This is a genomic window from Roseitranquillus sediminis (genome assembly GCF_016918935.1).
GTDB classification, from domain to species: Bacteria; Pseudomonadota; Alphaproteobacteria; order Rhodobacterales; family Rhodobacteraceae; genus Roseitranquillus; species Roseitranquillus sediminis.
This window is the reverse complement of sequence record NZ_JAFFOB010000007.1, coordinates 37,800-61,542: the sequence shown is the minus strand read 5'-3', so window position 1 is coordinate 61,542 and position 23,743 is coordinate 37,800. Positions and strand designations below refer to the sequence as shown.

Sequence of the window (23,743 nt, the reverse complement as noted above, 5' to 3'; positions counted from 1 at the left end):
CTGCCGTGTCGCGGTAATGCCGCATGGCGGTCGCGTGCTTCAGCAAAACTCGGGCAGTCCTCTGCGTTCGCCGCCAAAGACCTTTCGCAGGTCCACCAGCACGATCAGATCGCCGTCGCGACGCACCAGGCCGCGTAGGGTGCTGGCGTCCCAAGCGCCGATTTCAGCGCCGGGCGCGGGCTCGATCTCGTCGTCGCCGATCAGGTCCACGTTGCGGACACGGTCGGCGAGGATGCCGATCGGCTGTCGGGCGGCGCCGGCCTCGACCTCCAAAACCACGATCCGGGCGTCGGGGCCGAGCTCGGAGGGCGGCACGCCGAGGCGCGACTTGAGGTCCACGATCGGCACGCTGGCGCCGCGGACGTCGACGACGCCGTGGACGTCGTGCGGCGCGTTCGGCAGTCGCGTGATCTTCTGCATGTCGAGGATCTCGCGGACGTGGCGGACCTCGACCCCGAGGCTCTGCGCCCCAAGGTCGAAGGTGAGGAAGGTCGAGGCGGCGTCCGCCTCCTGGTCCCCGGCCGTGTCGCGATCATCCCGCATAGCGCTGGAACTCCGCATCGGAGACCTCCTCGGCGGAGAGGTCGAGCTCGAAGCCCTTGGCGGGCTTCTGTGCCTTGGCCGGCGCGGGCTTGGCGGCGCGGAGCGGCGTGACCTTCGCCTTCGGCGCCTCGGCCGCCGCGGCGGTCTGCTCGCCCACGCGGAAGTAGCCGATGACGCTCGTCAGTTGCGTCGACTGGGCGGCCAGTTCCTGGCTCGTCGCAGCCGATTCCTCGGCCGCCGCGGCGTTCTGCTGGATCACCCGGTCGAGCTCGCGGATCGCCTGGTTGATCTGCTCGGCGCCGATGTTCTGCTCGCGCGTGGCCGCCGAGATCTCCTGCACCAGGTCGGCGGTGCGCTGGATATTCGGCACCAGCGTCTCGAGCATCTGGCCCGCCTCGGTCGAGACGCCGACGGTCTCGCCCGAGAGCTGGCTGATCTCGGCCGCGGCCTGCTGGCTGCGTTCGGCCAGCTTGCGTACCTCGGAGGCCACGACCGCGAAGCCCTTGCCGTGGGTGCCGGCGCGGGCCGCCTCGACGGCGGCATTGAGCGCCAGCAGGTCGGTCTGGCGGGCGATCTCCTGGATGATGTTGATCTTGTCGGCGATCGTCTTCATCGCGCGGACCGCGCCCGCCACGGCCTCGCCCGAACGGCGGGCGTCGGCGGCGGACTGGTTGGCGATCTTCTCGGTCTGGCCGGCATTGTCGGCGCTCTGGCGGATGTTGGCCGCCATCTCCTCGACCGCCGAGCTGGCCTGCTGCGCGGCCGCGGCCTGCTGGCTGGCGCCCGAGCTCAGCTGCTCGGAGGTGGTCGACATCTGCTCGGCGCCCTCGGCCACGTATCCGGCGGAGGTCGAGGCGTTGGAGATCACCTCGCGCAGCTTGTGTGTCATGTCGCGCAGCGCGTTGCCCAGCCTATCCTCGTTCGAGCGCGGCGAGACGTCCGCCGTCAGGTCGCCTTGGGCGATCCGCTCGGCTGAGCGGCTCATGCCCGTCAGGTCGACGACCATCTGGTCCATTGCGTTCAGAAGCACGCCGATCTCGTCGCGGCTCTTCGTCTTCGTGTCGACCTCCAAGTTGCCGCGAGCGACTTCCTTGGCGACTTGAACGGCCCGGCCCAGACCGCGGCTGATCGAGGTCGAGAGCCAGAACGCGGCGGCGGCTGCGCCGAGGGCGGCGAAGACGCCGACGCCGATCAGGAGTTGCTTCGTGGTGGCGGCGAGGTCGTGTGCGTGCTGGGTTGCGGCAGCCATCACGACGGCCGAACGCTCGGCGAGGTCGCTCGCAGCGCCGGAAGCCTCAAGGTAGGCCGGCACCAGCTCGGCATCGAGAAGCTCGAAGGCACGCCGCTGCGTCGATTGCACGATGAGCGGCGAGAACACGTTGATCCCGTCACGGTAGACTTGCCAGTCTGCACCGATCTGATCGATCGGACCGCGCTGGTTGGGGTCGATCAGGCTGCGGACCTTCTCGAGCTTGCCGTCGAACGAGGTGACGGACTGGGCGATGATCTCGGCGTTGGCGTCGCGGGCGTCCTGCGAGGGATCGACGAGCATGTCGATCTCGGAGGCGCGGATGGCGCGCACGTCGTCCATGGCGCTGTCGAGCGTGGCTTCGAGCGCCTGGAGGTCCGGATCGGGAATTGCCTGCGCCGCGAGCCGCTCGCGCGCCGGCTCGATCACGGCGTCGAGGCTGACCATGATCTGCTCGTAGGCCGGCTCGAGTTCGTCGAGGCTTATCGCGCGGGCGCGGGTGTCGGAATTCTCGAGGCCGAATTCGCGCAGTTCCGCCTCGACGGCGAGGAATTCTGCCCATTCGGTGTCGAAGCGGCTCATGACCGCCTGGCTCTCCTCGGTCTTCAGGAGCGGGCGGATCCTGTCCACTGTCTCCTCAATGTGCGCGAGCTGCGCGTCGAGCGTCACCGCCAGGTCCTGGGCGGCCTGCCGGGTGTCGGCGATGAGATAGCCGCGGATCAGCGCGATGGCGTCGGCCACGACGGCCTTGACGTCGAGGCTCAGCTCCTGCTGCAGGGCGTATTCCTCCGCCACGAGCGTGATCTGGCTGTCGAGCTGGGTGGTCTGCCGGATGGACAGGAGGCTCGAGATCCCGAGGGCCGCGATCAGCAGGACGAAGGTGCCGATCAGCTTGGTCTTGATGGTCATACGCATGATGTTTCCGGTCGTTGAGTAGGGGCGGGAGGGATCTTCACGCGGCTTGCGGCGGGAAGGTGGTCTGCTCGTCGAGCAGGATGACGAGGACGCCGTTCTTGCGGGCGACGCCCCGGAAGTACTTGGCCGGCCAGCGCAGGCCGAGCTCGGGGACCGCCTCGATCTCGGCGGCCGTGGTCTCGACGATGGCGTCGACGTCGTCGGCCATGAGAGCGACGCGGGTCGGCTCGCCGTCGACAAGCACGTTCAGAACCAGCAGGCGGCTTGACGGCCGCTGCTCGGCCGCGGCCATCCCGAGGCGGTGGCGCAGGTCCACCACCGGCACGATCGAGCCGCGGACGTTGACCAGGGCCGGCGCGAACGGGTCGGCGTTGGGGGCGCGGGTCATCGGCAGCGGGTCTACGATCTCCTCGACGCGGGCGACGTCGACGCCGAAGGTCTCGCCGTCGAGGACGAAGGTCAGCGCCGTCTGGGGCGTGTTGCTCAAGTCGGACATGCTTACTCCTCAGGCGGCTATACGGGGGGCGGACTGGGCGCGGCGGACGAGCGTCGCGACCTCGAGGATCAGCGCGACCGAGCCGTCGCCGAGAATGGTCCCCCCGGCGAGCCCCTCGATGCCGCGGTGGTAGGCGCTGAGCGGCTTGACCACGGTCTGGTGCTGGCCGAGCACGTCGTCGACGACGAGGCCGACGCGGCGCCCCTCGACCGAGACGATGGCGACGCGGCGGCGCTTGCGGTCGGATGGCGGGAAGCCGAACTGGGTGTCGAGGGCGACGAACGGCACCAGCTGGTCGCGGATGCGGAGGATCGAGCGGCCGCTCTGGCGCGCCTCCTCGTCCTCGGGCAGCTCGACGCACTCCTCGACGCTGGCGAGCGGCAGGACGAAGCTGCCCTCACCGACCCGCACGAGCAGGCCGTCGATGATGGCCAGCGTCAGCGGCAGGCGCAGCGTCACCTCGGTGCCGATCCCGGTCCGCGAGCGGACTTCGACGGTGCCGCGCAGATCCTCGATCACGCGGCGCACGGCGTCCATGCCGACGCCGCGGCCGGAGACGCTGGAGAGGGCCTTGGCCGTCGAGAAGCCCGGCTCGAAGATGAGCTGGTAGAGCGCCTCTTCGGAGAGGTCGTCGGTCGCGGCAATCAGCTTGCGTTCGATCGCCCGGCGGCGGATGGCGTCCGCGTCGAGGCCGCCGCCGTTGTCGGTGACGGAGATCAGCACCTCGCCGCCGGCCTGTCGGGCGCGCAGGGTGACGCGGGCCGCGGCGGGCTTGCCGGCGGCGGCGCGCGTCTCGGGCGTCTCGATGCCGTGGTCGATCGCGTTGCGGATCAGGTGGACCAGCGGCTCGGTCAGGCTGTCGATGACGTTCTTGTCGACCTCGGTCTCGTCGCCTTCGGTGACGAGCTGCGCGGGCTTGCCAAGCTCTTCGGAGAGGTCGCGGACGACCCTGCGGAACTTGCCGAAGACGAGCGAGATCGGCAGCATCCGGATCGAGAGCGTGGCGTCGCGCAGGCCGGTCACCAGGCGCTCGATCTCCTCGGCCGTCTCGCCGAGGGTGGTGTCGCCCAGCTCGTCGGAGATGCGGCGCAGGCGCGCTTGGGCGATCACGAGTTCGCCGAGCTGGTCCATGAGCTCGTCGAGGCGATGCGACTGCACCCGGACGGAGTCTGACTTCGGAGCGGCGGGACCTGCGGACGTCTCGAGCTGCGGCTCGACCTTGTCCGCGGTGACAGGCTCATCACCGGTCTCCGCCTCGGCCGGCGCTTCGTCGGCGGCCGTGATGTCGATCTCGCCGTCCTGCAGGAAGAGGAAGACGTCGTCGATTGCCTCGCGGCTGCCCGAGGTCTCGAGCGTCATCTCCCAGACGAGCCAGCAATCCGACGCGTCGAGGTCCTCGATCGCCGGGACCAGCTCGTCGCTGCAGCTCCAGTCGAGGCGACCGAGCTCGGCCAGCTCGGCGAGCAGCAGGTCGGGCCGAAAGCCGTTGCGGAGCGCGTTGGTCGCGGGGCGGAAACGGATGTGCCAGGTGCGCGTGGCGCGTGCCTCCACATTGGCCGCCCCGGCCGGCTGTTCCTCGACGACCGCATTGAGCCGGGCGAGAAGTGCATGTCCCTCGGCCGCGATGCCGGCATCGGCCACGGCCTCGGCACCGAGAGCGAGCAGGGCCGCGAGGTGATCGCGCGAGGCCAGCGCCACGGCGATCAGCTCGTGCGATACGCGGGCGCGGCCCTCGCGAACCTGGTCGAAGGCGGTTTCGAAGTGGTGCGTGAAGCGGGCGAGGGCGGAAAACCCGAACATGTCGCCCGAGCCCTTGAGCGTGTGCAGCGCGCGGAATACCGCGTCGACCAGCGTCGCGTTCCCGGGTGCGCCCTCGAGCTCCAGCAGGCTTTGCTCGAGCGACTGCAGCAGCTCCTCGGCCTCCTGAGCGAAGGTGTCGGAAGGGTTCGACATTCCGCTCATCCCAGCAGCTTGGCGACGACGCCGGTGATCTTCGCCTCGTCGAAGGGCTTGACGATCCAGCCGGTGGCGCCGGCCTGCTTGCCCTCGAGCATCTTTTCCTTCTGCGCCTCGGTCGTGAGCATCACGATCGGCAGGCCGTTGAAGCTGGCGTCGGCGCGCAACTCGCGGATCATCTCTATGCCGTTCATCACGGGCATGTTGAGGTCGGTAACGATCATGTCGGGACGCTCGGCGCGCGCCTTGGCGAGGCCGTCCTTGCCGTCCTCGGCCTTGACGACGCGGTAGCCCTGGGGCTCGAGCGCGAAGGCGATCATGTCGCGGATGCTGCGCGAGTCGTCGACGGTCAGGATGGTCTTGGTCATCGGGCGGACTCCTTGACGGATTGCGTGGCGTGAAGGGCGGCGAGCGCGGCCGTCGCGCGGGGCCCGGTGCGGCGGGACGTGAAGAGCGGCGAGCGGCTCGTGGCGGCGAGAAGCTGCAGCGCGCAGGCGCTCGGCGCCTCCGCCTCCGCGCCCAGTTCGAGAACTGCGCCATCGGCTGGAGACCGGAGCCAGGCCAGCAGCGCCTCGCGGCAGGACGGCGCGTCCGCCGGCCCGAGGTCGGCTGCCATCGAGAAGGAATCGGTCGTGGTCATGTCGGCGCAATCCGCTCGGTTGGTTCGGCGGCGCCTGTTTCCGCGACGAGTCTTAAAGAGCAGTTGCCCGTTTGCAGATTTCGCCGATTCACGTTTCGGAAAAGACTTGCTGCCAATTCACCGCCCGCGACTGTCGCGAAGTATCGAGGAGGCATCGTTTTGTTCGACGCATCGGAGGCGTGTGCGGTGGCGACTGCCTCGCTGTCGGAGGCCGGCCGCGCAATCAGCCGCGACTACGAGCGCATGATCCCGCTCATCGGGCGGGTACGCGATGCGGTCGGCGCGATTGTCGCCCAGTCCGACCAGCTGGTCCGGACGATCGAAGCCGCCGACGGTGCCGCCGACGCCGCGCTGATCGACGAGCGCACGCTGGACGAGATCTGCGCGACCAGCCAGTGCGCATCTGAAGCACTTGCGGACGCGGGCCTGATCCAGTGCACGCAGCACCTCGGGTCCTGCCTCAAGGACGCGGGGCGTCACACGCTGGAATTGTCGATCGTCTCGGTCCTCGTGAAGACGAGCGCGCCGCCGACCGATGCCGCGCGTGGCGACACCTCGGACTTCGCGACGATGGTGGACGACCTGGTGCGACGCCTCGACGTTGCCATCGGCGAGGCCGGCCGGCAGGTCGGGCCGATCCGCGAGCACATTTCCGCAGCCGGCATCGGCGTTTCCGTCGCGGCCCGGTCGCTCCGCGATGCCCGGCAGAAATGCGGAGCCGAAAGCGCCGAAACTACGGCGCTCTTTCAATCCCGAACCCGTTATCTCGGTAACTTGAAGGCGACTTCGCAGGAGCTGGCGATCACCTGCGGCGGCCAGATCGGGCGGCTGGTGCCGGCGCTGCAATTTTCGGACGAGCTCAGCCAGCGGATTGGCAACCTCGTCCGCATCGCGGCCGAGATCGAGGCGCGGGGACCCGCGTCGCAGCAGGCCGCGCGCGCCCTGATGACCGCGCAGCTTGCGTCACTGGTCGAGGATCACCGGAATGTCGCAGCCGCCGCGGCCGACGCACTCGACCGGATGAGCGAGGCCACCGCGCAAGCCGCCAGCGTCCTCGCTCCCGGCGCGGCCCCGAACTCCGCCGAACGGTGGCTCGACGACCGGCGTGCGAGGATCGCCCGGATCAGCGAGGCGGTCTCGGCGGCTCGCGCGCGCCTCGGCGTGGCGGGCGACCTGCTCGACGCGGTGGCCCGGTCGGGAGAGCGGGCCTCTACGGCCATTGCCGACTTCCAGGCGCTCATCGCCCAGCTCGACCTCGCGGCCGTCAACGCGGCGATCGCCGCCGGGCGGGCGTCCGAGGCCGGCGGTGCGCTGCAGTTCCTGTCGGGTCAGGTGCAGCAGGCGGCGCGTTCCTGCGCCAGCCGCCTGCGCGACAGCCGCGCGGCGCTCGAGACGATCGGCGCCGGGCTGGAAGCGGTGGACCGCAGGCCGCTGATGGACGGGCTCGACGTCCTCTCGCAGAGCCAGGCCGCCTCGGAGGAGGCCGTCCGACAGCAGGACGCGCAACTGAAGCGCCAGGCCGAGGTGCGCGCCGATCTCGCGCGCGGCCTGCGGTCGCTGGGCGAGAATGCGCGAAAGGCGCGGCAGCTCATCCAGCACGGCACGGCGGCCGAGGCGCGGCTGTCGCACCTCCTGCGCCAGACGCCACCGGTGAGCCCGGCCGAGCGCGGCTCGGCGGCGTGGCTGTGGGACTGCTATACCACCGAGGCGGAGCGCCGGGTCCACAGGGACTTCATCGGCGAGGATGCCGCGCCCGAGCCCGCCGTCGACGCGGGAGAGCTGGACGACTTCCTCCTCTGACGCCGCGGGGCCCTGGCGCGTGCCAGGTGCCATATGGCTCCCGCGCACTACCTCCGTCGCCTGGGGTGCGAGTGGAGCGGGACATGGCAGAGAGCGAACGGCCGGCAGCGGTCGGCATCGCCCGCTCGTTGCGGATCTATCACCGCGATGCGGTTCGGGTCCGGCGGATGGATGCCCTGAACGCTCTCTTCGTCCGCCCCGGCAGTCTCGCCTTCGACATCGGCGCGCATGTGGGCGACCGGGTCGCGAGCTTTCGCCGCCTGGGCGCGCGGGTGGTCGCGGTCGAGCCGCAGCCGGCCGCGTTCCGCGCGCTGCGCCTGCTCTTCCATCGTGACGCGGAGGTGATGCTCCTGCCAGCCGCCGTCGGGGCCGCGACGGGCAGCATCGCCTTTCATGTCAACACGCGGAACCCCACCGTCTCCAGCGCCTCGCCGAGCTTCATGGCCGCCGCGGGGCAGACGCGGGGCTGGCAGGACGAGCGCTGGGACCGGGTCATCAACGTGCCGCTGCTGACGCTCGACGACCTCATCGCGCGGCACGGCGTGCCGGACTTCGCGAAGATCGACGTGGAGGGGTTCGAGCCGGATGTCATCGCGGGGCTGAGCCGGCCGCTCCCGGCGCTCTCGTTCGAGTTCACGACGATGCAGCGCGACAAGGCGCTCGAGGCGCTGGGCCTGCTCGTGCAACTTGGCGGCTACGTCTTCGGTCTGTCCGTGGGTGAGCGGCACGTGCTCCACCTTCGCAAGTGGGTGTCCGCGGACGAGGCAGCGGCCCTCCTTCGCGATGCGCCCGACGAATGGAATTCGGGCGACGTCTATGCCCGCCTCGCCTGAGCCGGGCCCGGACCTGGCGCGGCTGGTCCATAGTCGCGAAGGTCGCTACGCATGCAAGGGTCGCAGGTGCGCGGAGCCAGTGCATGAGTGCCAAGCCAGCCCATCAATCGGGGCGGGACGCGGTCCTGACCCATGGTGTCCTGAGCGAGCATCCCGAGGACCTGCTGCACGGCACGGGCTGGCGTGTGCCGTGGGCGGTGGTCCGCGAGGCGTCGCTGAGGCTCTGGAGCGACGACGCCTTCGGGCTCGCGGGCAACGTGGCCTTCCGCGCCCTGCTGGCCATCTTCCCGTTCCTGATCTTCACCAGTTCGCTGACCGCCTTCATCGGCGACCGGACCATGGCGCAGGACCTGATCGCCTTCCTCATCGCGATCGTGCCCCCCGCGCTGGTAGAGCCCATCGTCGCCGAGGTGAGGCAGGTGATGACCGTGCAGCGCGGTGGCGTGCTGAGCGTCGGCATCCTGCTGACGATCTGGTTCGCAGTCGGCGGCGTCGATGGTGTCCGGGTGGGGCTGAACCGGGCGTATGGCATCCACGAGACACGTTCCGCGGTCGTGCTTTATGCCGTGCAGACGGCGATGGTCTTCGTCGCCAGCCTGGTCCTCGTCATGGTCGGCTACCTGCTGGTGCTGGCGCCGCGGGCGGGATCCTGGCTGCACACGCTGATGCCGGGTTTCGATCCGGCGTCGGTTACGGTCGGGCTGATCCGCTATCCTGCCGCGACCGGCATCCTCTTCGTAACCCTCTTCGCGGCCCACGTCTTCTTGCCTGCCCGGCGCACGCGGTTCTCGAGCATCTGGCCCGGCGTCCTCTTTACCGTGACCGCGTGGATGCTCCTCGCGGCCGTCTTCTCGTACTACCTGCGCAGCTTCGGGACGTATGCCAGCTATTATGCCGGGCTGGCGGGCATTATCGCGGCCCTCTACTTCATGTACCTCGCGGCGCTGGTCCTGATCGTTGGCGGCGAGCTGAACCGCGCGATCAGGATCCGGCGGCTGGCCCGCGCCATGAGCAGGCACGACGCGCAACCGGACGCCGCTCCGACCTGACCACCCGCGGCATCCTAGCCTGCGCCCCGCACGACGTTCGACCACCATCGGTCGACGGTCGAATCCGGAATCGGGCTCGCGCGCGCTGCTGCGAGACCTTCGTGGAGCGCTGAAGCTACGGCCGGACGGGACGCGAGCGCCCGTCTTCGTCGAGGGCGACGAAGGTGAACGTCGCCTCGGTCACCTTCTGACTTTCCTCGCGATCGCGGTAGCGGCGCCAGGCGACGACGTGGATTTTCATCGACGTGCGCCCGACGGAGAGAAGTTCGGCGTAGAGCGAGACCTCGTCGCCTACCTTCACCGGCCGGTGGAACCTGATCGCGTCGACCGCGATTGTGGCGCTTCGTCCGCGGGCGGTGAGCGCGGCAAGATTGCCGGCCGCAAGGTCCATCTGGCTCATCAGCCAGCCGCCGAAGATGTCGCCGGCGGGGTTCGTGTCGGCCGGCATGGCGATGGTCCGGATCGCCGGACTGGTGGTCGGCGGACGCTCGCCCGTCATCCGGTGGGGCCATCCGCCGAAGCTGCCGTTCGCCCGTTCATCTCTCGTCCCTCGCTCTTGCTGGCCAAAGGCTTCCGTCGCACCATCGATGATGCGTCCGCAGGAAAGCCCGGTAAAGTCCGCTGGTCGCCGCCCTACTGGTGGCGTCCTCGCCACCTGGTGACCGGAGGGACGGCCAGGGCGACCCTGCCGCGCGATGGCCAGAGGCCGCTCGCGCTCATCCGCCTGACGCGTCGAGAAAGACGCGCGACAGGCTCGGCAGCGCCGCGACGAGGCCGAGGCCTATCAGGCTCGTCACCAGGAACGGCAGCGCGCCCCGCGCGATCCGCTCGAGCGGCAGGCGCGTCAGGTTGGCCGCGACGTAGAGGTTGATGCCGACGGGCGGCGTGAAGAGGCCGATGGCGAGGTTGATCATCACCATCACGCCGAACCAGACCGGGTCCCAGCCGAGCTCGCGCATCACCGGCAGGAAGATCGGGAGCGTGATGAACATGATGGTGATCGCGTCCATGAACATGCCCGCGCCGAGCAGGATCAGCATGATCACGAGCAGGATGACGGTTTCGTTGCCGCTGAGCCCCAGCAGCGCCTCGGAGTAGCGGCCGATCAGGTCGTCGACCGTCACTACCCAGCCAAAGAGGCTGGCATAGGCGACGACGAGCATCACCACCGCCGACGAGGCCGCCGCATCGGAGAACGCCTCGTAGAGCCGGCGCAGCGTCAGCGTGCGGTAGATCGTTCCGACGAGCAGCGCGTAGACAGTGGCGACGATGGCCGCCTCGGTCGGGGTGAAGATCCCGGAATAGATCCCGCCGAGGATCACGACCGGCGTCAGCAGCCCCCAGAACGCATCTCGGAAGCTGAGCCAGAGGCGGGTGGCATAGGGATGCTCCTGGTAGGGCATCGGCGCCAGCGCCTCGAGCGCGGGCGCGCCTCCGCGCGGCTTGCCGAAGGGGAGGGCGCAGAGCATCAGCACCCCCAGCACCGCGCCAGGCAGGATTGCCGCCAGGAACAGGTCGGCGATCGAGGTCTCGGCAATGACGCCGTAGACTATGAGCCCGATCGACGGTGGGATGACGATGGAGAGCGCGGCGCCGGTGCAGACGAGGCCGGCGGCGAAGGCGCGCGAGTACCCGTCCTCGGCCATCGAGCGGATGACGATCGGGCCGATCGCCGCGACCGAGGCCGGGCCCGAGCCGCTGACTGCACCCCAGAAGAGGCACACAACGGTCCCGACGAGGCCCATTCCGCCCGGCAGTCGTCCAACGAGCACGCGGAAGAAGCGGATCATCCGCTCCGCGATGCCCAGCTCCGCCATCAGCGTGCCGGCGAGGATGAAGAACGGGATCGCGAGCAACGAGAAGCGCGCCACGCTGGCGGTCACAAGGTCGCCCACGAGGTCGAGCCCGAAGCCGAGCTGCCACATCGCCCAAATCGCCGAGAGCCCCAGCGAAAAGGCCACCGGCACGCGCAATGCCAGGAGGGCGAAGAACAGCACCACCATCTGCGAGCCGGGGCTGAAGTCAGACATGCGGCGGGTCGGCGCTGTCGAGGGCGTCGTGACGCATCCGGCGGACGGCGTGCTCGACCGTGCGGACGAGGATCAGCGCGAAGCCGAGCGGCAGCGCCGCGGTGTAGTACCACATCGGCACCTGCAGGGCGTAGGACCGCACGCCGGTGCCGCGCTGGTTCTGCAGGAGCTGCCAGATGAACCAGGCGGTCAGGCCGAGCAGCATCAGCGATAGGGCCAGCGACAGGAGGAACACGCCGCGCCGCGGCAGCGCCGGCAGCGCCTCGGCCACGAGCGTGACCGCGAGATGCTCACCCCGCCGCGCCGCGATCGCCGCGCCGAATATCGTAAGCAGCAGGAAGCCGTTCGTCAGCAGCTCCTCGGACGCGGCAAAGGAGTAGTCGGTCGCGTAGCGCACGACGATGTTGACGAAGCCGAGAACCGTCATCGCCACGAGGAGCGAGACGCAGACGATCTTCTCTAACTCTGTGACGAGGATCCGCAGCAAGGCGCGCCTCCGGGCGGTCGGGGGCCGCAGGACGCGGCCCCCAGATGGCTCAGTTGGTCGCCGCCGCGCCCGCCTCGGAGACGAAAAGCTCGACGATTTCGGGTCCGATTTGCTCGGCCCACTTGTCGAAGGCAGGCTGCGTCGCCTCCTTGAACGCCTGCAGCTCCTCGGCCGTGGGCTCGTAGACCTCCATGCCCTGCTCACGCAGGAACTCCACGCCGGTCGCCGTGTCTTCGCGGCTGATCTGCTTCTGGTACTCCATCGCCTCGGTCGCGGCCTCCTGCACGGCGGCCTGCATCTCCTCGTCCCAAGCCTCCCAGCGCTCCATGCTGACGCCGAGGAAGATCGGGTCGTAGGAGTAGTGCCATGTCGTAAGGTGATCCTGCACCTCGTAGACCCGCTGCGGGATGATCACGGCGCCGATCGGATTCTCCTGCCCGTCGACCACGCCCTGCTGCAGCGCCGGGAACGTCTCGGACCACTGCATCTGCACTGGGTTGGCGCCGAGCGAATTCATCACGTCGATGTACATCGGCCCCGCGACGCGCATCTTGAGGCCCGCCATGTCCTCGGGCGTGCGGATCGGGCGGACATTGTTCGTGACCTCGCGGAAACCGTTCTCGCCCCAGGCCAACACCTTGATGCCGTGGCCTTCCATCACCTCTTCCATTCGCGCGCCGGCCTCGCCCGACGTGGTCGCGTCGACCGCCTCGTAGTCGGCGTAGAGGTAGGGCAGCGAGAATGCAGCCATCTCGGGCGCGAGCGGCGTCACGTTGATCGCCGAGGTCAGCACGACGTCGATCGCGCCGCGTCCGGTCATCTCGGCCTGCTTCATCTGGTCGCCGCCAGCGAGCTGGGCGTTGGGGAAGATCCGCACGTCGTACTCGCCGCCCGTCTTCTCCTGCAGCAGCTCGTTGAACCGCTCGGCACCGCGGTGCCAGGTCGTCGTGTCGCCGACATTGTGCGAAAGCCTCAGCGTCTCCGCAGAGGCCGCCCCGCCCAGCATCGCAGCCGTCAGCCCGGCGGCGATCATCGATTTCCGAAACGCGAACGTCATACTCTTCCTCCCTGTTCTCGCAGCGGCCGCTGCCTCGTTCGCGCGCACCATATGGCGTCCGCCTGCCGATGGGAACCACGGGGGAAGCCGGCGGATCGCGAGAGGATCTCAGGGAAGGTCGATGTCGTCAGGAGGCAAGTTCCTCCACCTCGGCGACCTGCTGCTCGGAGAGGTTGAGCCGCCGGCGAAGCTCGGAGAGGTAGGCGCGATTCGCCTCCGTCTCGCCGTCGACCGCGGCGCGGGAGGTTAGGTAGAACTCCTCCGCCGTCTCCTCGTCGTGGATCTCCGCCAGCAGCTCGTCCAGCGGCTTCGGGTTCGCCATCTCACGTTCCATTACGCCGCGATCCTCTTCGTCGGCGCCGGCCTCGTCGATCTCCTGCATGATCCGCTGCCGCTCGTCGGTGGACATGGCACCGTCAGAATAGGCGGCGGTGATCATCGCCCGGATCAAGAGGAGTGCGGTCTGGTCGCTGAAGCTGTCGGCGGCGCGCTCGTCTTCGCGCAGATCCTCCTCGCCCGCGCCGGGCATTGCGCCGGTCCCGCGGTTGTTTGCATCCATGCTTCCCCCGAGGCGGTCCGCCACGTCCTGGACCATGCCTGCAATGCCGCCGCCGGAGCTCGAGCGTCTCGTGCTCCCGGTGCTACCTCCGGTCTTCGACTGGTGGTCCTGATAGGCGCGGTAGGCCATGTAGCCGAGTGCGGCGAGGCCCATCTTGCCGCCCATCCTCGGGCGCCTGCGATAGCCGAGTCCGCCGAGCATCGCCGCGGTTCCCATCGATCCGCGTCGCCGTCCGCGTCCCGCCATGCGGGTGGCGAGCATCGTTCCCAGTATACGCTTGAGGCTCATGATGACCGTCCTGATGTTGTCCGGGCGGTCAACGTGTGCGTCGCAGACCCGTTCCTCGCGCCGCCTTGGGCTGTCCCGCGTCAGATCCGCGTGCCGCGCACGAGCAGGGCACTTCGAGGGATCACCAGGCCGATCTCGGTCTGATATTGGCGGTGCATTGCCTCGAACTCGGCGCGGAAGTCCGCGCGCCGCTCCTCTGGCAGGGCGGCATGCGTCGCGGCGACCGGGCCGAAGCCATGCAGATACTCCTGCCAGACGGTTGCCGGGTCGGGAGCATAGAGAACCGTCACCTGCGCCCTGCAGGCGATTTCGAAGCGCCCCTGCATCGCCGCCGCCAGCCAGTCCGGCCGGCCCCAGTCCGAGGGCGAGGCCGGCGGCGGCGGCACGTCCGACCAGCGGGCAGTCAGGCCAAAGAACCGGGCAATGTAGCCTTCCGGTTCGTCAGCCCACGTCGCGAGCGCCAGCCGACCACCGGGGCGAAGCACCCGCGCCATCTCGTGGATCGCTGCGGCGGAGTCCTCGGCGAAGATCACCCCAAAGGTGGAGATCAGCCCATCGAACGTGGCGTCCTCGAACGGCAGCGACTCGGCTCGCGCGCGGACGAACTCGGGTCGCGGCTCGATCCCTTCCGACAGCTGCTGGGCCGCCGCCAGCATTCCCGGAGCGATGTCCACGCCCGTCACCCGCGCCCCACGCCGTGCCGCGAGGCGCGCGGCCCACCCGGTACCGGTGCCGACGTCGAGCACCCGCTCGCCGGGCCGTGGCCAGAGCAGCTGCACCGCGTGCGAGATCGTGTCGGAGAGACCGAACGAGATGCCGTCATAGGCTGCGCCCGGTTCGCCCCACATTCGCGCCGCTGGCGCGAGATCGATTGCCGTATCCATGGCCGCCTCCTTCGCAGGTTCGCGAGCGATCCTGCGCCTTCGCGGCGCCGCCGGAAACTCCACGATCTGGAGTATCCGCCCGGCCCTTCTCTGCGCTATCCTGAAGACATCCGAGGGAGGCGCAGATGAAGGGCTACGGCCAGTTCTGCCCGATCGCCAAGGCCGCCGAGATCTTCTGCGAGCGCTGGACGGCGCTCGTCATCCGTAATCTCGGCGCCGGCGCGGAGCGCTTCAACGACATTCATCGCGGCGTGCCGCACATGTCGGCGACGCTCCTGACGCGGCGGCTGCGTCAGCTCGAGGCCGAGGGCTTGGTGACGCGCCGGCGCAGCGCCAGCGGCAAGAGCTGGACCTACCACCTGACCGAAGCGGGCGCGGAATTCCTGCCCCTTGTTGGCGCCCTCGGCGTCTGGGGCCAGCGGTGGACGCGCCGCGAACTTGCGGAGGGAGAGCTGGACCTCGGGCTCCTGATCTGGGGCCTCGAGCATTCGGTCGATCCGGCGGCGTTCGGGCCGGAGCGGCACGTCCTGCGGCTCGACGTCAACGATCAGCCCGCCGGCAAGCGGCTCTACTGGTTCGTCTGCGAGGGCGGGACGCTGGACCTCTGCGTCTCCGATCCGGGCGGCGAGACCGCCCTCTACCTCGCTGGAACGCTCCGCGATCTCATCCACGTCTACCGCGGCGACGTCCCGTTGGCGGCGGCGCTGGAGACGGGTCGGCTGACGGCCGACGGCCCGCCGCGCCTGATCTGGCATCTGGCCGCTTGGTTCAACTTCGACGCGATGGCCACGACGACGCCGGCGCCCGAAGGCCCCGCTCAACGTGCGGCCCGTCGAGCTGCGCAGTCGCGTGTGCCGGCGAGTTGACCCGTCCATCGTGTCGCAAACGCAGCAAGGTCGCTGCTGCCAAGGCTGATGGGCAGCTACCCATCGCGGAGCGAGAGGCAGCCGTTGCGCTCGCGGCACCAAATCCGCAATCTCGACGCCGATGAGCACGCTGCTGATCTACGGGGCCACCGGCTATACCGGCCGGCTGGTGGCGGAGGAGGCGGCGCTGCAGGGACTGCGCGTCGTCCTCGCCGCCCGCAACCAGCGTGAGCTGGAGCGCCTGGCCCACGAACTCGGTCTGTCCTGGCGAAGCTTCGCGCTCGACGAACCGGGACGGCTGCGCGCGGGGCTGGAAGGCATTGGCACAGTCCTGAACCTCGCCGGCCCGTTCTCGGCAACGGCGGCACCGCTGATCGACGTCTGCCGCGACGCCCGCGCCAACTATGTCGACGTGACCGGCGAGGCGGCCGTGCTGGAGGCCGCGGCCGCCCGCGACGCCGAGGCGCGGCGGGATGGCATCGTCCTGCTGCCGGGCGCGGGTTTCGACGTCGTGCCGAGCGACTGCCTGACGAAGCATCTCAAGAACCGGATGCCGGGGATGCAGCGCCTGCGCCTGTCGATCTCCGGTCTCAACCGCGCGAGCCGCGGCACGACCTTGACCGCGATCGAGGCGATCGGGCGCGGGACGCTGGTCCGACGGGAGGGTCAACTCGTCGAGCTGCCGCGGCCGCCGCGCGCTGAGGCGGACTTCGGGGACGGCCCGCGTCCAACTGTCGCCGTCAGCTGGGGCGACGTGGCGACCGCCTGGTACACCACCGCCGCCCCCTGGATCGAGGTGCACTTCGAGGCGTCTCCCGCGCTTTCGGCGCTGGCGCGAGCGCCGGCCCCGATCGGCGCCATGCTCCGGTCGCGCCCCCTGAAGGCGGTGCTGAAAGCGCTTGCGCGACGGGCGGCGGCGGGCCCGGACGCGCAGTCGCGGGCGAAGGGAGAGGCGCGGCTGCTCGGCGAGGCGTGGGATGAGTCCGGCCGACGCATTGCCTCGCTGATGCGGACGCCGGACCCCTACGCCCTGACTGCCCTCACCGCCCTCGCGGTCGCCGCGCGGGTCGCCGAGGGTGCCGTTCCGCCCGGCTTCCACACGCCCGGCGCCGCCTTCGGAGCAGATTTCGTGCTCGGGTTCGACGGCGTCACGCGGCGCGACATCGCCTGAAGCGCCCGGTCGCTCGGCGGCGGCGCCAGCATCAGATCGAGAGCGGCGTGTTTCTTCGGAGCAGCACGAAGACAAGTATGGCGCAGAGGACCGGAAGCAGGGCCGCGCCCGCGAGGAGGGCCAGCGCGCCCTCCGCGCCGAAGCGCTCGATGACGACGGCGCCGACGGCCGGTCCGAAGGCGGAGGCGATTAGCGCCGGGGCCGCCAGCAGCCCGATGATCGCGGGGTAGTCGTCCGGCCCGAAGAGCGAGAGCGGCATGGCACCGCGCGTGATCGACCAGATGCCGTTGCCGGCGCCGTAGGCGACGACGGCGGCGGAGGCCGGCACTCCGGCCCGCAAGCCCGCGAAGCCGGCGGCGACGAGGAGCGTGGCGGCGAGCATCGTCCAGATCGGGTGGTGCCGTCCGCCGGAGAGCATCTCCACCACGCGCGCCCCGACCTGCGCAGGACCGATCAGCGTGCCGAGCGCGACAGCGGCCGCCAGCGTCAGCCCGTGCGCCTGCATGATCGAGATCAGGTGCACAGACCAGAGCGATGCGATCATGGCGAGCGTGGTTCCCGCGAGCGCCAGCAGCCAGAACTTCGGGTCGCGGAGCGGCGAGGACGCTGGCGCGGACCGCGACGCCGCCTTGGACTGCAGCGGCGGCTCCGCGCGCGGCAGGATCAGGCAGAGCGGCAGCGTCACGGTGAGGTGCAGCGCGACGTAGGAAAGGCAGGTGCCGCGCCAGCCGATCGACTCGACCAGGAGGGCCGAGATCGGCCAGCAGACGGTGCTCGCGAACCCGCCCCAGAGCGTGAGGGCGGTGATCGCGCGCCGCGCGTCCCGCCCGTAGAGTCGGCCGAGCGCTGCGAAGGCGGCGTCGTAGAGGCCAGCGCCCATGCCGACGCCGAGGAGGATCCAAGCGCAGAGGTAGACTGCCACGTTGGGGGCGGCGGCGAGCAGGGCCAGTCCCGCCGCGATAAGGGCCATAGCCGAGGCCAAGACGGGACGGCCGCCGTGCCGCTGGATCAAGCTCCCGACCCGGATCGCCACCGCGCCCGCGACGAGGAGGCCGAGGGAGATGCCGCCGGTGACGACGGTCCGGGACCAGCCGGTGTCGGCGATGATGGGTTCTGCCAGAACCGCCAGCAGGTAGAATGTCGAGCCCCAGGCGAAGATCTCGACGATTCCCAGCGCCGAGATCACGCCGGCACGGTGCGAGATCATGCCGGTGCGCAAGAGGCATCGGCGTTGGCCGTTGAAGCGCAGCCGCAGCCGGCCATTCCTCCGGCCTTGGCATCTTCGTCGGCGGCGCAGCAGGCCTCGGCGTTCTCCCTCGCCGGGCCGCCGCAACAGGCGTCGGTGACGTCAGCCGCTACCTCCGACCGCGCGGCGGCGCAGTAGCCTTCCTCGGCAGGGCCGCAGCAGGACGCGGCCGCCGGCGCCGGACCGGCGACCTTGCAGACACCCGTTTCCGGCAGGACGAGGTGGACCTGCCGCGCGGCGACGGAGTCGCCTGCGAGCTCGGCCACGACGGAGCGCACCTGCTCGTAGCCGGTGGCCATCAGGAAGGTGGGCGCGCGGCCGTAGGACTTCACGCCGACGATGTAGAAGCCGGGCTCGGGGTGCGCGAGCTCGTCGACCCCGTGCGGCCGCACCGTCCCGCAGGAGTGCAGGTTCGGGTCGATCAGCGGTGCCAGTGCCGGCGTCGCCTCCACGCTCGGGTCGAGCGACAGGCGCAGCTCGCGCAGCGGGTCGAGGTCAGGTCGGAAGCCGGTCGCGACGACGATCCGGTCGACCTCGAGCGCGACCTCCGCTCCGTTGCGTTCGGCGCTGACGGCGAGGCCGTCGCCCCGCGCCTCGATTCGGCGCACGGCGAGCGGCGACAGGAGCGAGAGCCGTCCCGAGCGCACCGCCTCGACCGCGGCGAGGCCGAGTTGGCCGCGGCCCGGTAGCTGGTCGTTGAGTCCGCCGCCGAGCAGCCGGCCGACACCGCCGCCACGGGTGGCCCAGGTGATGCGGGTCCGTGGCGAGTCCTCCTGGAGGCCGACGAGGTCGAGAGCGACGTTGATCGCCGAGTGGCCGGCGCCGACGACAAGGATATGCCGGCCGGCATAGTCGGCGCGGGCGGCGCCTTTGACGTCGGGGATACCGTAGGCGATGCGGGCGCGGTTCTCGACCTCGCCTTCGACGGCCAAGCCGTCGCGGCCGATCGGATTCGGCCGGGTACAAGTGCCCGAGGCGTCGATCAGCGCGCGGGCGAGGCTGCGGTGCGTCCGCCCCTCCGCGTCGCGCCAGACGACGACGAATGGCACCGCCTCCCGTCCGTCGGAGTGGAGCTTGCTCCGGTCCTGCCGGGTGACGGCGAGCACCGTCGCCCGCGTCTTCAGCCTCGGTGCGATCGCCGGATGCGCCGCCAGCGGCGCGAGGTAGTCGCGCACGATCTCCGCCCCGGTCGGCAAGGCGTCCGGGTCGGGCTCCCGCCAGCCCTCCGCCTCGAGCAGCGCGCGGGAGGCTTCGTCAATGTTGTGGCGCCAAGGCGAGAAGACGCGGACGTGGCCCCACTCGGCAACGCTCGCGCCAGCCTGCGCGCCCCGCTCGAAGACCAGCGGCTCGAGCCCGCGCTCGACCAGACGCGCGGCGGCGGCGAGGCCGACCGGGCCGGCACCGAGCACCGCGATCGGAAGCGTCTTGGAGGGTGTCATGGGAGTACCTTCCAGTCTGGGGATTTGAGTGTGAATCGGCTCACGATGGCCTCGCCGCCTGGGCCTCTTCGGCATGCTCGTCCGCGCAGCACTCGTCCGCGAGATATCCGATGAGAGCGCTCATGGCCGGGTATTCTGCCCGGCAGATCAAGGTCGTCGCCACACGCTCCTGCGAGACTAGGCCGGTCTCCACGAGGCGCTTGAGGTGGTGCGACAGGGTCGAGGCCGGCATTGCCATGCGCTCCTGCAACGTCCCGACCGAGAGGCCGGCTGTCCCCGCGCGCACCAGCGTGCGGTAGATCCTGAGCCGGGTCGGCTTTCCCAGTGCGTCGAGCTGGCGAGAGGCTGTTTCGATGTTCATAGAATAACACTGCGCAGTCGACTGCGCCGCGTCAAGCGGTATTTCCAGGTAATTCGAAATTATGTCGCGCTGAGCGCGACGGTGGCGACTTGATGCGCCGGCTGGGCCTCACGTCCCGATCCGGTCGTGATCAGTCAGACACTCGGCATGGTCGCGCAGCACCTCGAGCACGCGGCAGTCCGCCACCCGGTCGGCCTGACACTCGCGCAGCATCCGCCGCAGCTCGCCGCGCAGCGCCTCGAGGCGGGCAATCCGCGCCGAAACCTCGCGCAGCTGCCGTTGGGCGATGGCATCGACCTCGGCGCAGGAGCGCTCGGGCCGGTCCGAGAGCTCCAGCAGCTCGCGGATCGCCTCGAGGGTGAAGCCAAGCTGGCGGGCGTGGCGGATGAAGGCGAGACGGTCAAGGTCGGCATCGTCATAGCGGCGCTGCCCGCCCTGGGTTCGCTCCGGCTCCGGCAGGAGGCCGATCTGCTCGTAGTAGCGGATCGTCTGCACCTTGGTGCCGGTGCGCCCGGCGAGCGTCCCGATAGAGATCATTGCCGTTCCCCTTTGCTACAGTCACTGTAGGTTCAGGTAGCCCGCAGGCAAGGCTCTGGCCGCAGGCCACGCGAGATGCGAGGCCCCAGATCGCGGAGAAAGGGCTTGAAGCTCTAGCCGCTGGAGGTCGTATCTGACCTACGCGGACAACGGGAGAACGGAATGGCAGACGGCGCATCAAGGCAGCGCGAGTGGCGGGTAACGGGCATGGATTGCGGCGCCTGCGCCACCAAGGTGCGCGGCGCGGTCGAGCGGCTGCCGGGGGTCGCCGAGGTCGACGTGGCGTTCCTCGCCGAGCGGCTGCGCCTGACGCTCGACGAGGCGCGGACGCCGCCGGAGCGGGTGGAGGGCGCCGTCCGCGCGCTCGGCTTCGGCATCGCGCCGAAGGGCGCCGCGCCGGAGAGGCCGAAGGGCGGCTTCATCCTGCCGGACGGGGCGTTCCCAGCCGCTACCGGTAAGTCGGCGGAGGAGGTCGAGCCGATGGCGCGCGCGGCGGAGGAGGTCGCGCCGAAGTGGCACGCCACCGCCAAGGGGCGGCTGGTGCTCGGAACCGGGACGCTGCTCGCCGCGGCTTGGGCGGTGCGGCTCGCCGCCTCCGCCGAGGTGGCGCACTGGGCGTTCGCGCTGGCGACGCTGATCGGCCTCTTGCCGATCGCGCGGCGGGCGGTGGCCATGGCGCGCGCGGGTATGCCCTTCACCATCGAGATGCTGATGACCATCGCCGCCGCCGGGGCGCTGGTGATCGGCGCGGCGGAGGAGGCGGCGCTCGTCGTCTTCCTCTTCGCCGTGGGCGAGATGCTGGAGGGGCTCGCCGCCAGCAAGGCGCGCGACGGCATCCGGGCGCTGGCGCGGCTGGTGCCGCGGACCGCGCTGCTCGAGATCGGGGGCCGCACGCGCGAGGTGCCGGCGGAGAGCCTCAAGGTCGGCCAGGTCGTGCTCGTCCGGCCGGGAGACCGCGTGCCGGCCGACGGCGCGGTGATCGAGGGCGTCTCCGGCGTCGACGAAAGCCCTGTGACGGGCGAGAGCGTGCCGTCCCTCAAGGAGCCGGGCGTGGAGGTCTTCGCGGGCTCGATCAACGCCGAGGCGGCGCTGCGGATCCGCGTCACCCGGTCGGCCGAGGATAACACCGTCGCCCGCATCATCCGGCTCGTCGAGGAGGCGGAGAGCGCCCGCGCCCCGACCGAACGCTTCATCGACCGGTTCAGCCGCGTCTACATGCCGGCGGTGGTCGGCGCGGCGCTGCTCGTCGCTGTCGTCCCGCCGCTCGCCTTCGGGCAGGCCTGGGGCGAGTGGGTCTACCGGGCGCTGGCGCTGCTGCTCATCGGCTGCCCCTGCGCGCTGGTGATCTCGGTCCCGGCCTCCATCGCCTCGGCGCTGTCGGCGGGGGCGCGGAACGGCCTGCTGATGAAGGGCGGCGCGGTGATCGAGGCGGCGGCGCGCACCACCCACGTCGCCTTCGACAAGACCGGCACGCTGACCCACGGCCGCCCGCGCGTGACCGACCTCGTGCCGCTGGCGGGGACGGCGGCGGAGTTGCTGGCCGTCGCCGCCGGCGTCGAGAGCGGCGCCAGCCACCCGCTCGGCAAGGCGATCTGCGCCCGCGCCGAGGCGGACGGAATCGCGCAGCTGGGCGCCATGGGCGCGCGGGCGATCCCCGGCAAGGGCGCCGAGGCGGTGGTCGATGGCGCGACGGCGACCGTCGGCTCGCCGCGCCTCGCGGATGAGGCGGGCGTGCTGACCGATGAGGTCCGGTCGCGCATCGGCACGTTGGAGGCGGAGGGCAAGACCGTGGTCGCCGTCTGGCGTGCCGGGACGCCACTCGGCCTCATCGCGCTCCGCGACGAGCCGCGGGCGGATGCCGCCGAGGGCGTGCGCCAGCTCCGCGCGATGGGCGTCGTCCCGGTGATGCTGACCGGCGACAATGCCCGCACCGCCGCCGCCGTCTCCGCCAGCCTCGGGCTCGACCATCGCGCCGGTCTCCTGCCCGCGGACAAGGTGGCCGAGGTCCGGACCCTCGCCCGCGCGGCGCAGGTGATGATGGTGGGCGACGGCATCAACGACGCGCCGGCGCTCGCTGCGGCGCATGTCGGCGTGGCAATGGGCTCGGGCACCGACGTCGCGCTCGAGACCGCCCATGCCGCGATCCTGCGCGACCGCGTCACCGACGTCGCCGGCAAGATCCGCCTCGCCCGCGCGACGATGGCCAACATCCGCCAGAACGTCGCCATCGCGCTCGGGCTCAAGGGCGTGTTCCTCGTCACCACCGTCTTCGGCATCACCGGCCTCTGGATCGCGATCCTCGCCGACACCGGCGCGACGGTCCTGGTGACGCTGAATGCGCTCCGCCTGCTCCTCTTCCGCCCCGAGCGGGAGAGCGCGGCGATGCGCCCGCACGCCGCCATTATGCCGAGGGGCGGGCGGATCCGCTTGGCGACCGACCGGCAGTGAGAGGGCTCATGTCGCTCGCGAGCACCCATCGGGAAATCTCTGCCCGGCCTGTTCCGCGTCCTCCGCGGAGGGTCGCGGGAACATGCGGCGACAGCCCGCGCGGTGGATCTGCGTCAGCGGCCCCGAACTATCCGCAGGCCCGCCTCGGTGACGATCGCATCCATCGGCACGTCGTGCGGCTGCGGGTAGATCGTCGCCAGCCGGGCTGCCTCAAGACCGACGCCGATGACGAAGGGCGCGGGCGAAAGCGCCGCGAGGGTGCGGTCGAAGTAGCCGCCGCCGTAGCCAAGCCGATACCCGGCGGCGTCCCAGCCGACGAGGGGTGCAATGGTGACCTCCGGCGTGACGGTACCGGCATCCTCCGGCGGCACCAGAATGTTCCAGTGGCCGCGCGTCATGCGCGCACCGGGTCGCCAGCAGCGAAAGACCAGCGGCGCCGCCCTCGTTTCCACCACCGGCAGGGCCGTGGTGGCTCCGGCAGCGAGCAGCCGCCGGAGCCACCCACGCAGGTCAGGCTCGCACTTGATGGGCCAATAGGCCGAGACTATCCGCCCCGAGACCGGTCCGACCTGTTCGGCGAGAAGGGCATCGAGCCCGGCCGCGAGCGCCCTGCCCATCTCCGTGCGCGCGGATGCGGGCAGCGCTGCCCGCTCGGCCAGCAGCCGCTCGCGCGTGGTTCGGCGCCAGCGGGCGACATCGGCCGCCTGCTGCGGATCGACGGCGAGCGGGTCGAAGTACGCTGGATCGACCTCGTGCGCGAGGCACGGGGGCGAGGCATAGCCGAGAGGGCGGTCGTCGCTCATGCGGGGTCACTCGCATCGGGGGGCTCGCCGTCGCGCCCGCGGCCAGCTGTCCTCATTCTATCAGGCATTCCGGGGTGCGCGAAAAG

At 70.5% G+C, this 23,743-nt stretch carries 23 protein-coding genes; 6 read left to right on the top strand and 17 right to left on the bottom strand.

The features are described 5' to 3' along the window. Window positions 1-39: 39 nt before the first annotated feature. Genes JM664_RS03660 through JM664_RS03635 form a run of 6 tightly spaced genes read right to left on the bottom strand, consistent with a single transcriptional unit; the run spans window position 40 to window position 5,799 of the window. The gene (locus JM664_RS03660) at window positions 40-561 is read right to left on the bottom strand and encodes a chemotaxis protein CheW (protein WP_227418553.1); all 522 of its coding nucleotides are present in this window, start codon (window positions 559-561) and stop codon (window positions 40-42) included. Continuing rightward, window positions 533-2,707: a HAMP domain-containing methyl-accepting chemotaxis protein gene (locus JM664_RS03655; RefSeq protein WP_227418552.1), complete on the bottom strand. Its 2,175-nt coding sequence runs from the start codon at window positions 2,705-2,707 to the stop codon at window positions 533-535. The genes JM664_RS03660 and JM664_RS03655 overlap by 29 nt, the downstream gene beginning before the upstream one ends. A 37-nt stretch (window positions 2,708-2,744) precedes the next feature. Further along, a complete protein-coding gene (locus tag JM664_RS03650; RefSeq protein WP_227418551.1) occupies window positions 2,745-3,203 on the bottom strand; it encodes a chemotaxis protein CheW in 459 nt (152 codons plus the stop codon). A gap of 9 nt (window positions 3,204-3,212) precedes the next feature. After that, entirely contained in the window at window positions 3,213-5,156 is a 1,944-nt protein-coding gene (locus JM664_RS03645; RefSeq protein WP_227418550.1) for a chemotaxis protein CheA, read from the bottom strand. 5 nt (window positions 5,157-5,161) lie between these two features. Continuing rightward, complete coding sequence (locus JM664_RS03640) at window positions 5,162-5,527, bottom strand: response regulator (RefSeq protein ID WP_227418549.1); 366 nt, start codon at window positions 5,525-5,527, stop codon at window positions 5,162-5,164. Next, a complete protein-coding gene (locus JM664_RS03635; protein ID WP_227418548.1) occupies window positions 5,524-5,799 on the bottom strand; it encodes a hypothetical protein in 276 nt (91 codons plus the stop codon). The genes JM664_RS03640 and JM664_RS03635 overlap by 4 nt, the downstream gene beginning before the upstream one ends. 159 nt (window positions 5,800-5,958) lie before the next feature. Here JM664_RS03635 and JM664_RS03630 point away from each other — a divergent pair, with 159 nt between their 5' ends. The 3 genes from JM664_RS03630 (at window position 5,959) to JM664_RS03620 (ending at window position 9,481) form a co-directional block, all read left to right on the top strand. After that, the gene (locus tag JM664_RS03630) at window positions 5,959-7,599 is read left to right on the top strand and encodes a coiled-coil domain-containing protein (RefSeq protein ID WP_227418547.1); all 1,641 of its coding nucleotides are present in this window, start codon (window positions 5,959-5,961) and stop codon (window positions 7,597-7,599) included. Between the two features lie 83 nt (window positions 7,600-7,682). Beyond that, on the top strand, window positions 7,683-8,432 hold the full coding sequence (locus JM664_RS03625) for an FkbM family methyltransferase (RefSeq protein ID WP_227418546.1): 750 nt from the start codon (window positions 7,683-7,685) through the stop codon (window positions 8,430-8,432). 83 nt (window positions 8,433-8,515) lie between these two features. Next, entirely contained in the window at window positions 8,516-9,481 is a 966-nt protein-coding gene (locus JM664_RS03620) for a YihY/virulence factor BrkB family protein (protein ID WP_227418545.1), read from the top strand. Window positions 9,482-9,596: 115 nt separating this feature from the next. Here the strand turns inward: JM664_RS03620 and JM664_RS03615 are convergent, their stop codons facing one another. From JM664_RS03615 to JM664_RS03590, 6 genes are all read right to left on the bottom strand, one after another. Continuing rightward, window positions 9,597-9,980 carry an acyl-CoA thioesterase gene (locus JM664_RS03615; RefSeq protein WP_227418544.1) on the bottom strand — a complete coding sequence of 128 codons (384 nt, stop codon included), beginning with the start codon at window positions 9,978-9,980 and terminating at the stop codon, window positions 9,597-9,599. A 217-nt stretch (window positions 9,981-10,197) separates the two neighbouring features. After that, the gene (locus JM664_RS03610; protein ID WP_227418543.1) at window positions 10,198-11,511 is read right to left on the bottom strand and encodes a TRAP transporter large permease; all 1,314 of its coding nucleotides are present in this window, start codon (window positions 11,509-11,511) and stop codon (window positions 10,198-10,200) included. After that, entirely contained in the window at window positions 11,504-11,998 is a 495-nt protein-coding gene (locus tag JM664_RS03605) for a TRAP transporter small permease (RefSeq protein ID WP_227418542.1), read from the bottom strand. The genes JM664_RS03610 and JM664_RS03605 overlap by 8 nt, the downstream gene beginning before the upstream one ends. A gap of 49 nt (window positions 11,999-12,047) precedes the next feature. Beyond that, a complete protein-coding gene (locus JM664_RS03600; protein WP_227418541.1) occupies window positions 12,048-13,055 on the bottom strand; it encodes a DctP family TRAP transporter solute-binding subunit in 1,008 nt (335 codons plus the stop codon). 127 nt (window positions 13,056-13,182) lie between these two features. Next, window positions 13,183-13,902, bottom strand: a complete 720-nt coding sequence (locus JM664_RS03595; protein ID WP_227418540.1) for a tellurite resistance TerB family protein — start codon at window positions 13,900-13,902, stop codon at window positions 13,183-13,185. 80 nt (window positions 13,903-13,982) lie between these two features. Beyond that, a complete protein-coding gene (locus JM664_RS03590; protein ID WP_227418539.1) occupies window positions 13,983-14,786 on the bottom strand; it encodes a class I SAM-dependent methyltransferase in 804 nt (267 codons plus the stop codon). A gap of 125 nt (window positions 14,787-14,911) precedes the next feature. Between JM664_RS03590 and JM664_RS03585 the strand changes: the two genes are divergently transcribed. Next, window positions 14,912-15,652, top strand: a complete 741-nt coding sequence (locus tag JM664_RS03585) for a winged helix-turn-helix transcriptional regulator (RefSeq protein WP_227418538.1) — start codon at window positions 14,912-14,914, stop codon at window positions 15,650-15,652. 121 nt (window positions 15,653-15,773) lie between these two features. After that, window positions 15,774-16,823, top strand: coding sequence for a saccharopine dehydrogenase family protein (locus JM664_RS03580; RefSeq protein ID WP_227418537.1), 1,050 nt, complete (start codon window positions 15,774-15,776; stop codon window positions 16,821-16,823). Between the two features lie 31 nt (window positions 16,824-16,854). Here the strand turns inward: JM664_RS03580 and JM664_RS03575 are convergent, their stop codons facing one another. The 4 genes from JM664_RS03575 to JM664_RS03560 form a co-directional block, all read right to left on the bottom strand. Further along, window positions 16,855-18,030: an MFS transporter gene (locus JM664_RS03575; protein ID WP_227418536.1), complete on the bottom strand. Its 1,176-nt coding sequence runs from the start codon at window positions 18,028-18,030 to the stop codon at window positions 16,855-16,857. Then, a complete protein-coding gene (locus tag JM664_RS03570; protein ID WP_227418535.1) occupies window positions 18,027-19,508 on the bottom strand; it encodes an FAD-dependent oxidoreductase in 1,482 nt (493 codons plus the stop codon). The genes JM664_RS03575 and JM664_RS03570 overlap by 4 nt, the downstream gene beginning before the upstream one ends. A gap of 40 nt (window positions 19,509-19,548) precedes the next feature. Continuing rightward, entirely contained in the window at window positions 19,549-19,869 is a 321-nt protein-coding gene (locus tag JM664_RS03565; protein WP_227418534.1) for an ArsR/SmtB family transcription factor, read from the bottom strand. A 108-nt stretch (window positions 19,870-19,977) separates the two neighbouring features. Then, the gene (locus JM664_RS03560) at window positions 19,978-20,406 is read right to left on the bottom strand and encodes a MerR family transcriptional regulator (protein ID WP_227418533.1); all 429 of its coding nucleotides are present in this window, start codon (window positions 20,404-20,406) and stop codon (window positions 19,978-19,980) included. 162 nt (window positions 20,407-20,568) lie between these two features. Between JM664_RS03560 and JM664_RS03555 the strand changes: the two genes are divergently transcribed. After that, entirely contained in the window at window positions 20,569-22,854 is a 2,286-nt protein-coding gene (locus JM664_RS03555; protein ID WP_227418532.1) for a heavy metal translocating P-type ATPase, read from the top strand. A 113-nt stretch (window positions 22,855-22,967) separates the two neighbouring features. Here the strand turns inward: JM664_RS03555 and JM664_RS03550 are convergent, their stop codons facing one another. Further along, a complete protein-coding gene (locus JM664_RS03550; RefSeq protein ID WP_227418531.1) occupies window positions 22,968-23,657 on the bottom strand; it encodes a 5-formyltetrahydrofolate cyclo-ligase in 690 nt (229 codons plus the stop codon). Between the last annotated feature and the right edge of the window lie 86 nt (window positions 23,658-23,743).

Bases quoted from the DNA above. Each gene is read 5' to 3' on its own strand.
- JM664_RS03660 (WP_227418553.1), bottom strand. From the start codon at position 561: ATGCGGAGTTCCAGCGCTATGCGGGATGATCGCGACACGGCCGGGGAC.
- JM664_RS03655 (WP_227418552.1), bottom strand. From the start codon at position 2,707: ATGCGTATGACCATCAAGACCAAGCTGATCGGCACCTTCGTCCTGCTG.
- JM664_RS03650 (WP_227418551.1), bottom strand. From the start codon at position 3,203: ATGTCCGACTTGAGCAACACGCCCCAGACGGCGCTGACCTTCGTCCTC.
- JM664_RS03645 (WP_227418550.1), bottom strand. From the start codon at position 5,156: ATGTCGAACCCTTCCGACACCTTCGCTCAGGAGGCCGAGGAGCTGCTG.
- JM664_RS03640 (WP_227418549.1), bottom strand. From the start codon at position 5,527: ATGACCAAGACCATCCTGACCGTCGACGACTCGCGCAGCATCCGCGAC.
- JM664_RS03635 (WP_227418548.1), bottom strand. From the start codon at position 5,799: ATGACCACGACCGATTCCTTCTCGATGGCAGCCGACCTCGGGCCGGCG.
- JM664_RS03625 (WP_227418546.1), top strand. From the start codon at position 7,683: ATGGCAGAGAGCGAACGGCCGGCAGCGGTCGGCATCGCCCGCTCGTTG.
- JM664_RS03620 (WP_227418545.1), top strand. From the start codon at position 8,516: ATGAGTGCCAAGCCAGCCCATCAATCGGGGCGGGACGCGGTCCTGACC.
- JM664_RS03615 (WP_227418544.1), bottom strand. From the start codon at position 9,980: ATGACGGGCGAGCGTCCGCCGACCACCAGTCCGGCGATCCGGACCATC.
- JM664_RS03610 (WP_227418543.1), bottom strand. From the start codon at position 11,511: ATGTCTGACTTCAGCCCCGGCTCGCAGATGGTGGTGCTGTTCTTCGCC.
- JM664_RS03600 (WP_227418541.1), bottom strand. From the start codon at position 13,055: ATGACGTTCGCGTTTCGGAAATCGATGATCGCCGCCGGGCTGACGGCT.
- JM664_RS03595 (WP_227418540.1), bottom strand. From the start codon at position 13,902: ATGAGCCTCAAGCGTATACTGGGAACGATGCTCGCCACCCGCATGGCG.
- JM664_RS03590 (WP_227418539.1), bottom strand. From the start codon at position 14,786: ATGGATACGGCAATCGATCTCGCGCCAGCGGCGCGAATGTGGGGCGAA.
- JM664_RS03585 (WP_227418538.1), top strand. From the start codon at position 14,912: ATGAAGGGCTACGGCCAGTTCTGCCCGATCGCCAAGGCCGCCGAGATC.
- JM664_RS03580 (WP_227418537.1), top strand. From the start codon at position 15,774: ATGAGCACGCTGCTGATCTACGGGGCCACCGGCTATACCGGCCGGCTG.
- JM664_RS03575 (WP_227418536.1), bottom strand. From the start codon at position 18,030: ATGATCTCGCACCGTGCCGGCGTGATCTCGGCGCTGGGAATCGTCGAG.
- JM664_RS03570 (WP_227418535.1), bottom strand. From the start codon at position 19,508: ATGACACCCTCCAAGACGCTTCCGATCGCGGTGCTCGGTGCCGGCCCG.
- JM664_RS03565 (WP_227418534.1), bottom strand. From the start codon at position 19,869: ATGAACATCGAAACAGCCTCTCGCCAGCTCGACGCACTGGGAAAGCCG.
- JM664_RS03560 (WP_227418533.1), bottom strand. From the start codon at position 20,406: ATGATCTCTATCGGGACGCTCGCCGGGCGCACCGGCACCAAGGTGCAG.
- JM664_RS03555 (WP_227418532.1), top strand. From the start codon at position 20,569: ATGGCAGACGGCGCATCAAGGCAGCGCGAGTGGCGGGTAACGGGCATG.
- JM664_RS03550 (WP_227418531.1), bottom strand. From the start codon at position 23,657: ATGAGCGACGACCGCCCTCTCGGCTATGCCTCGCCCCCGTGCCTCGCG.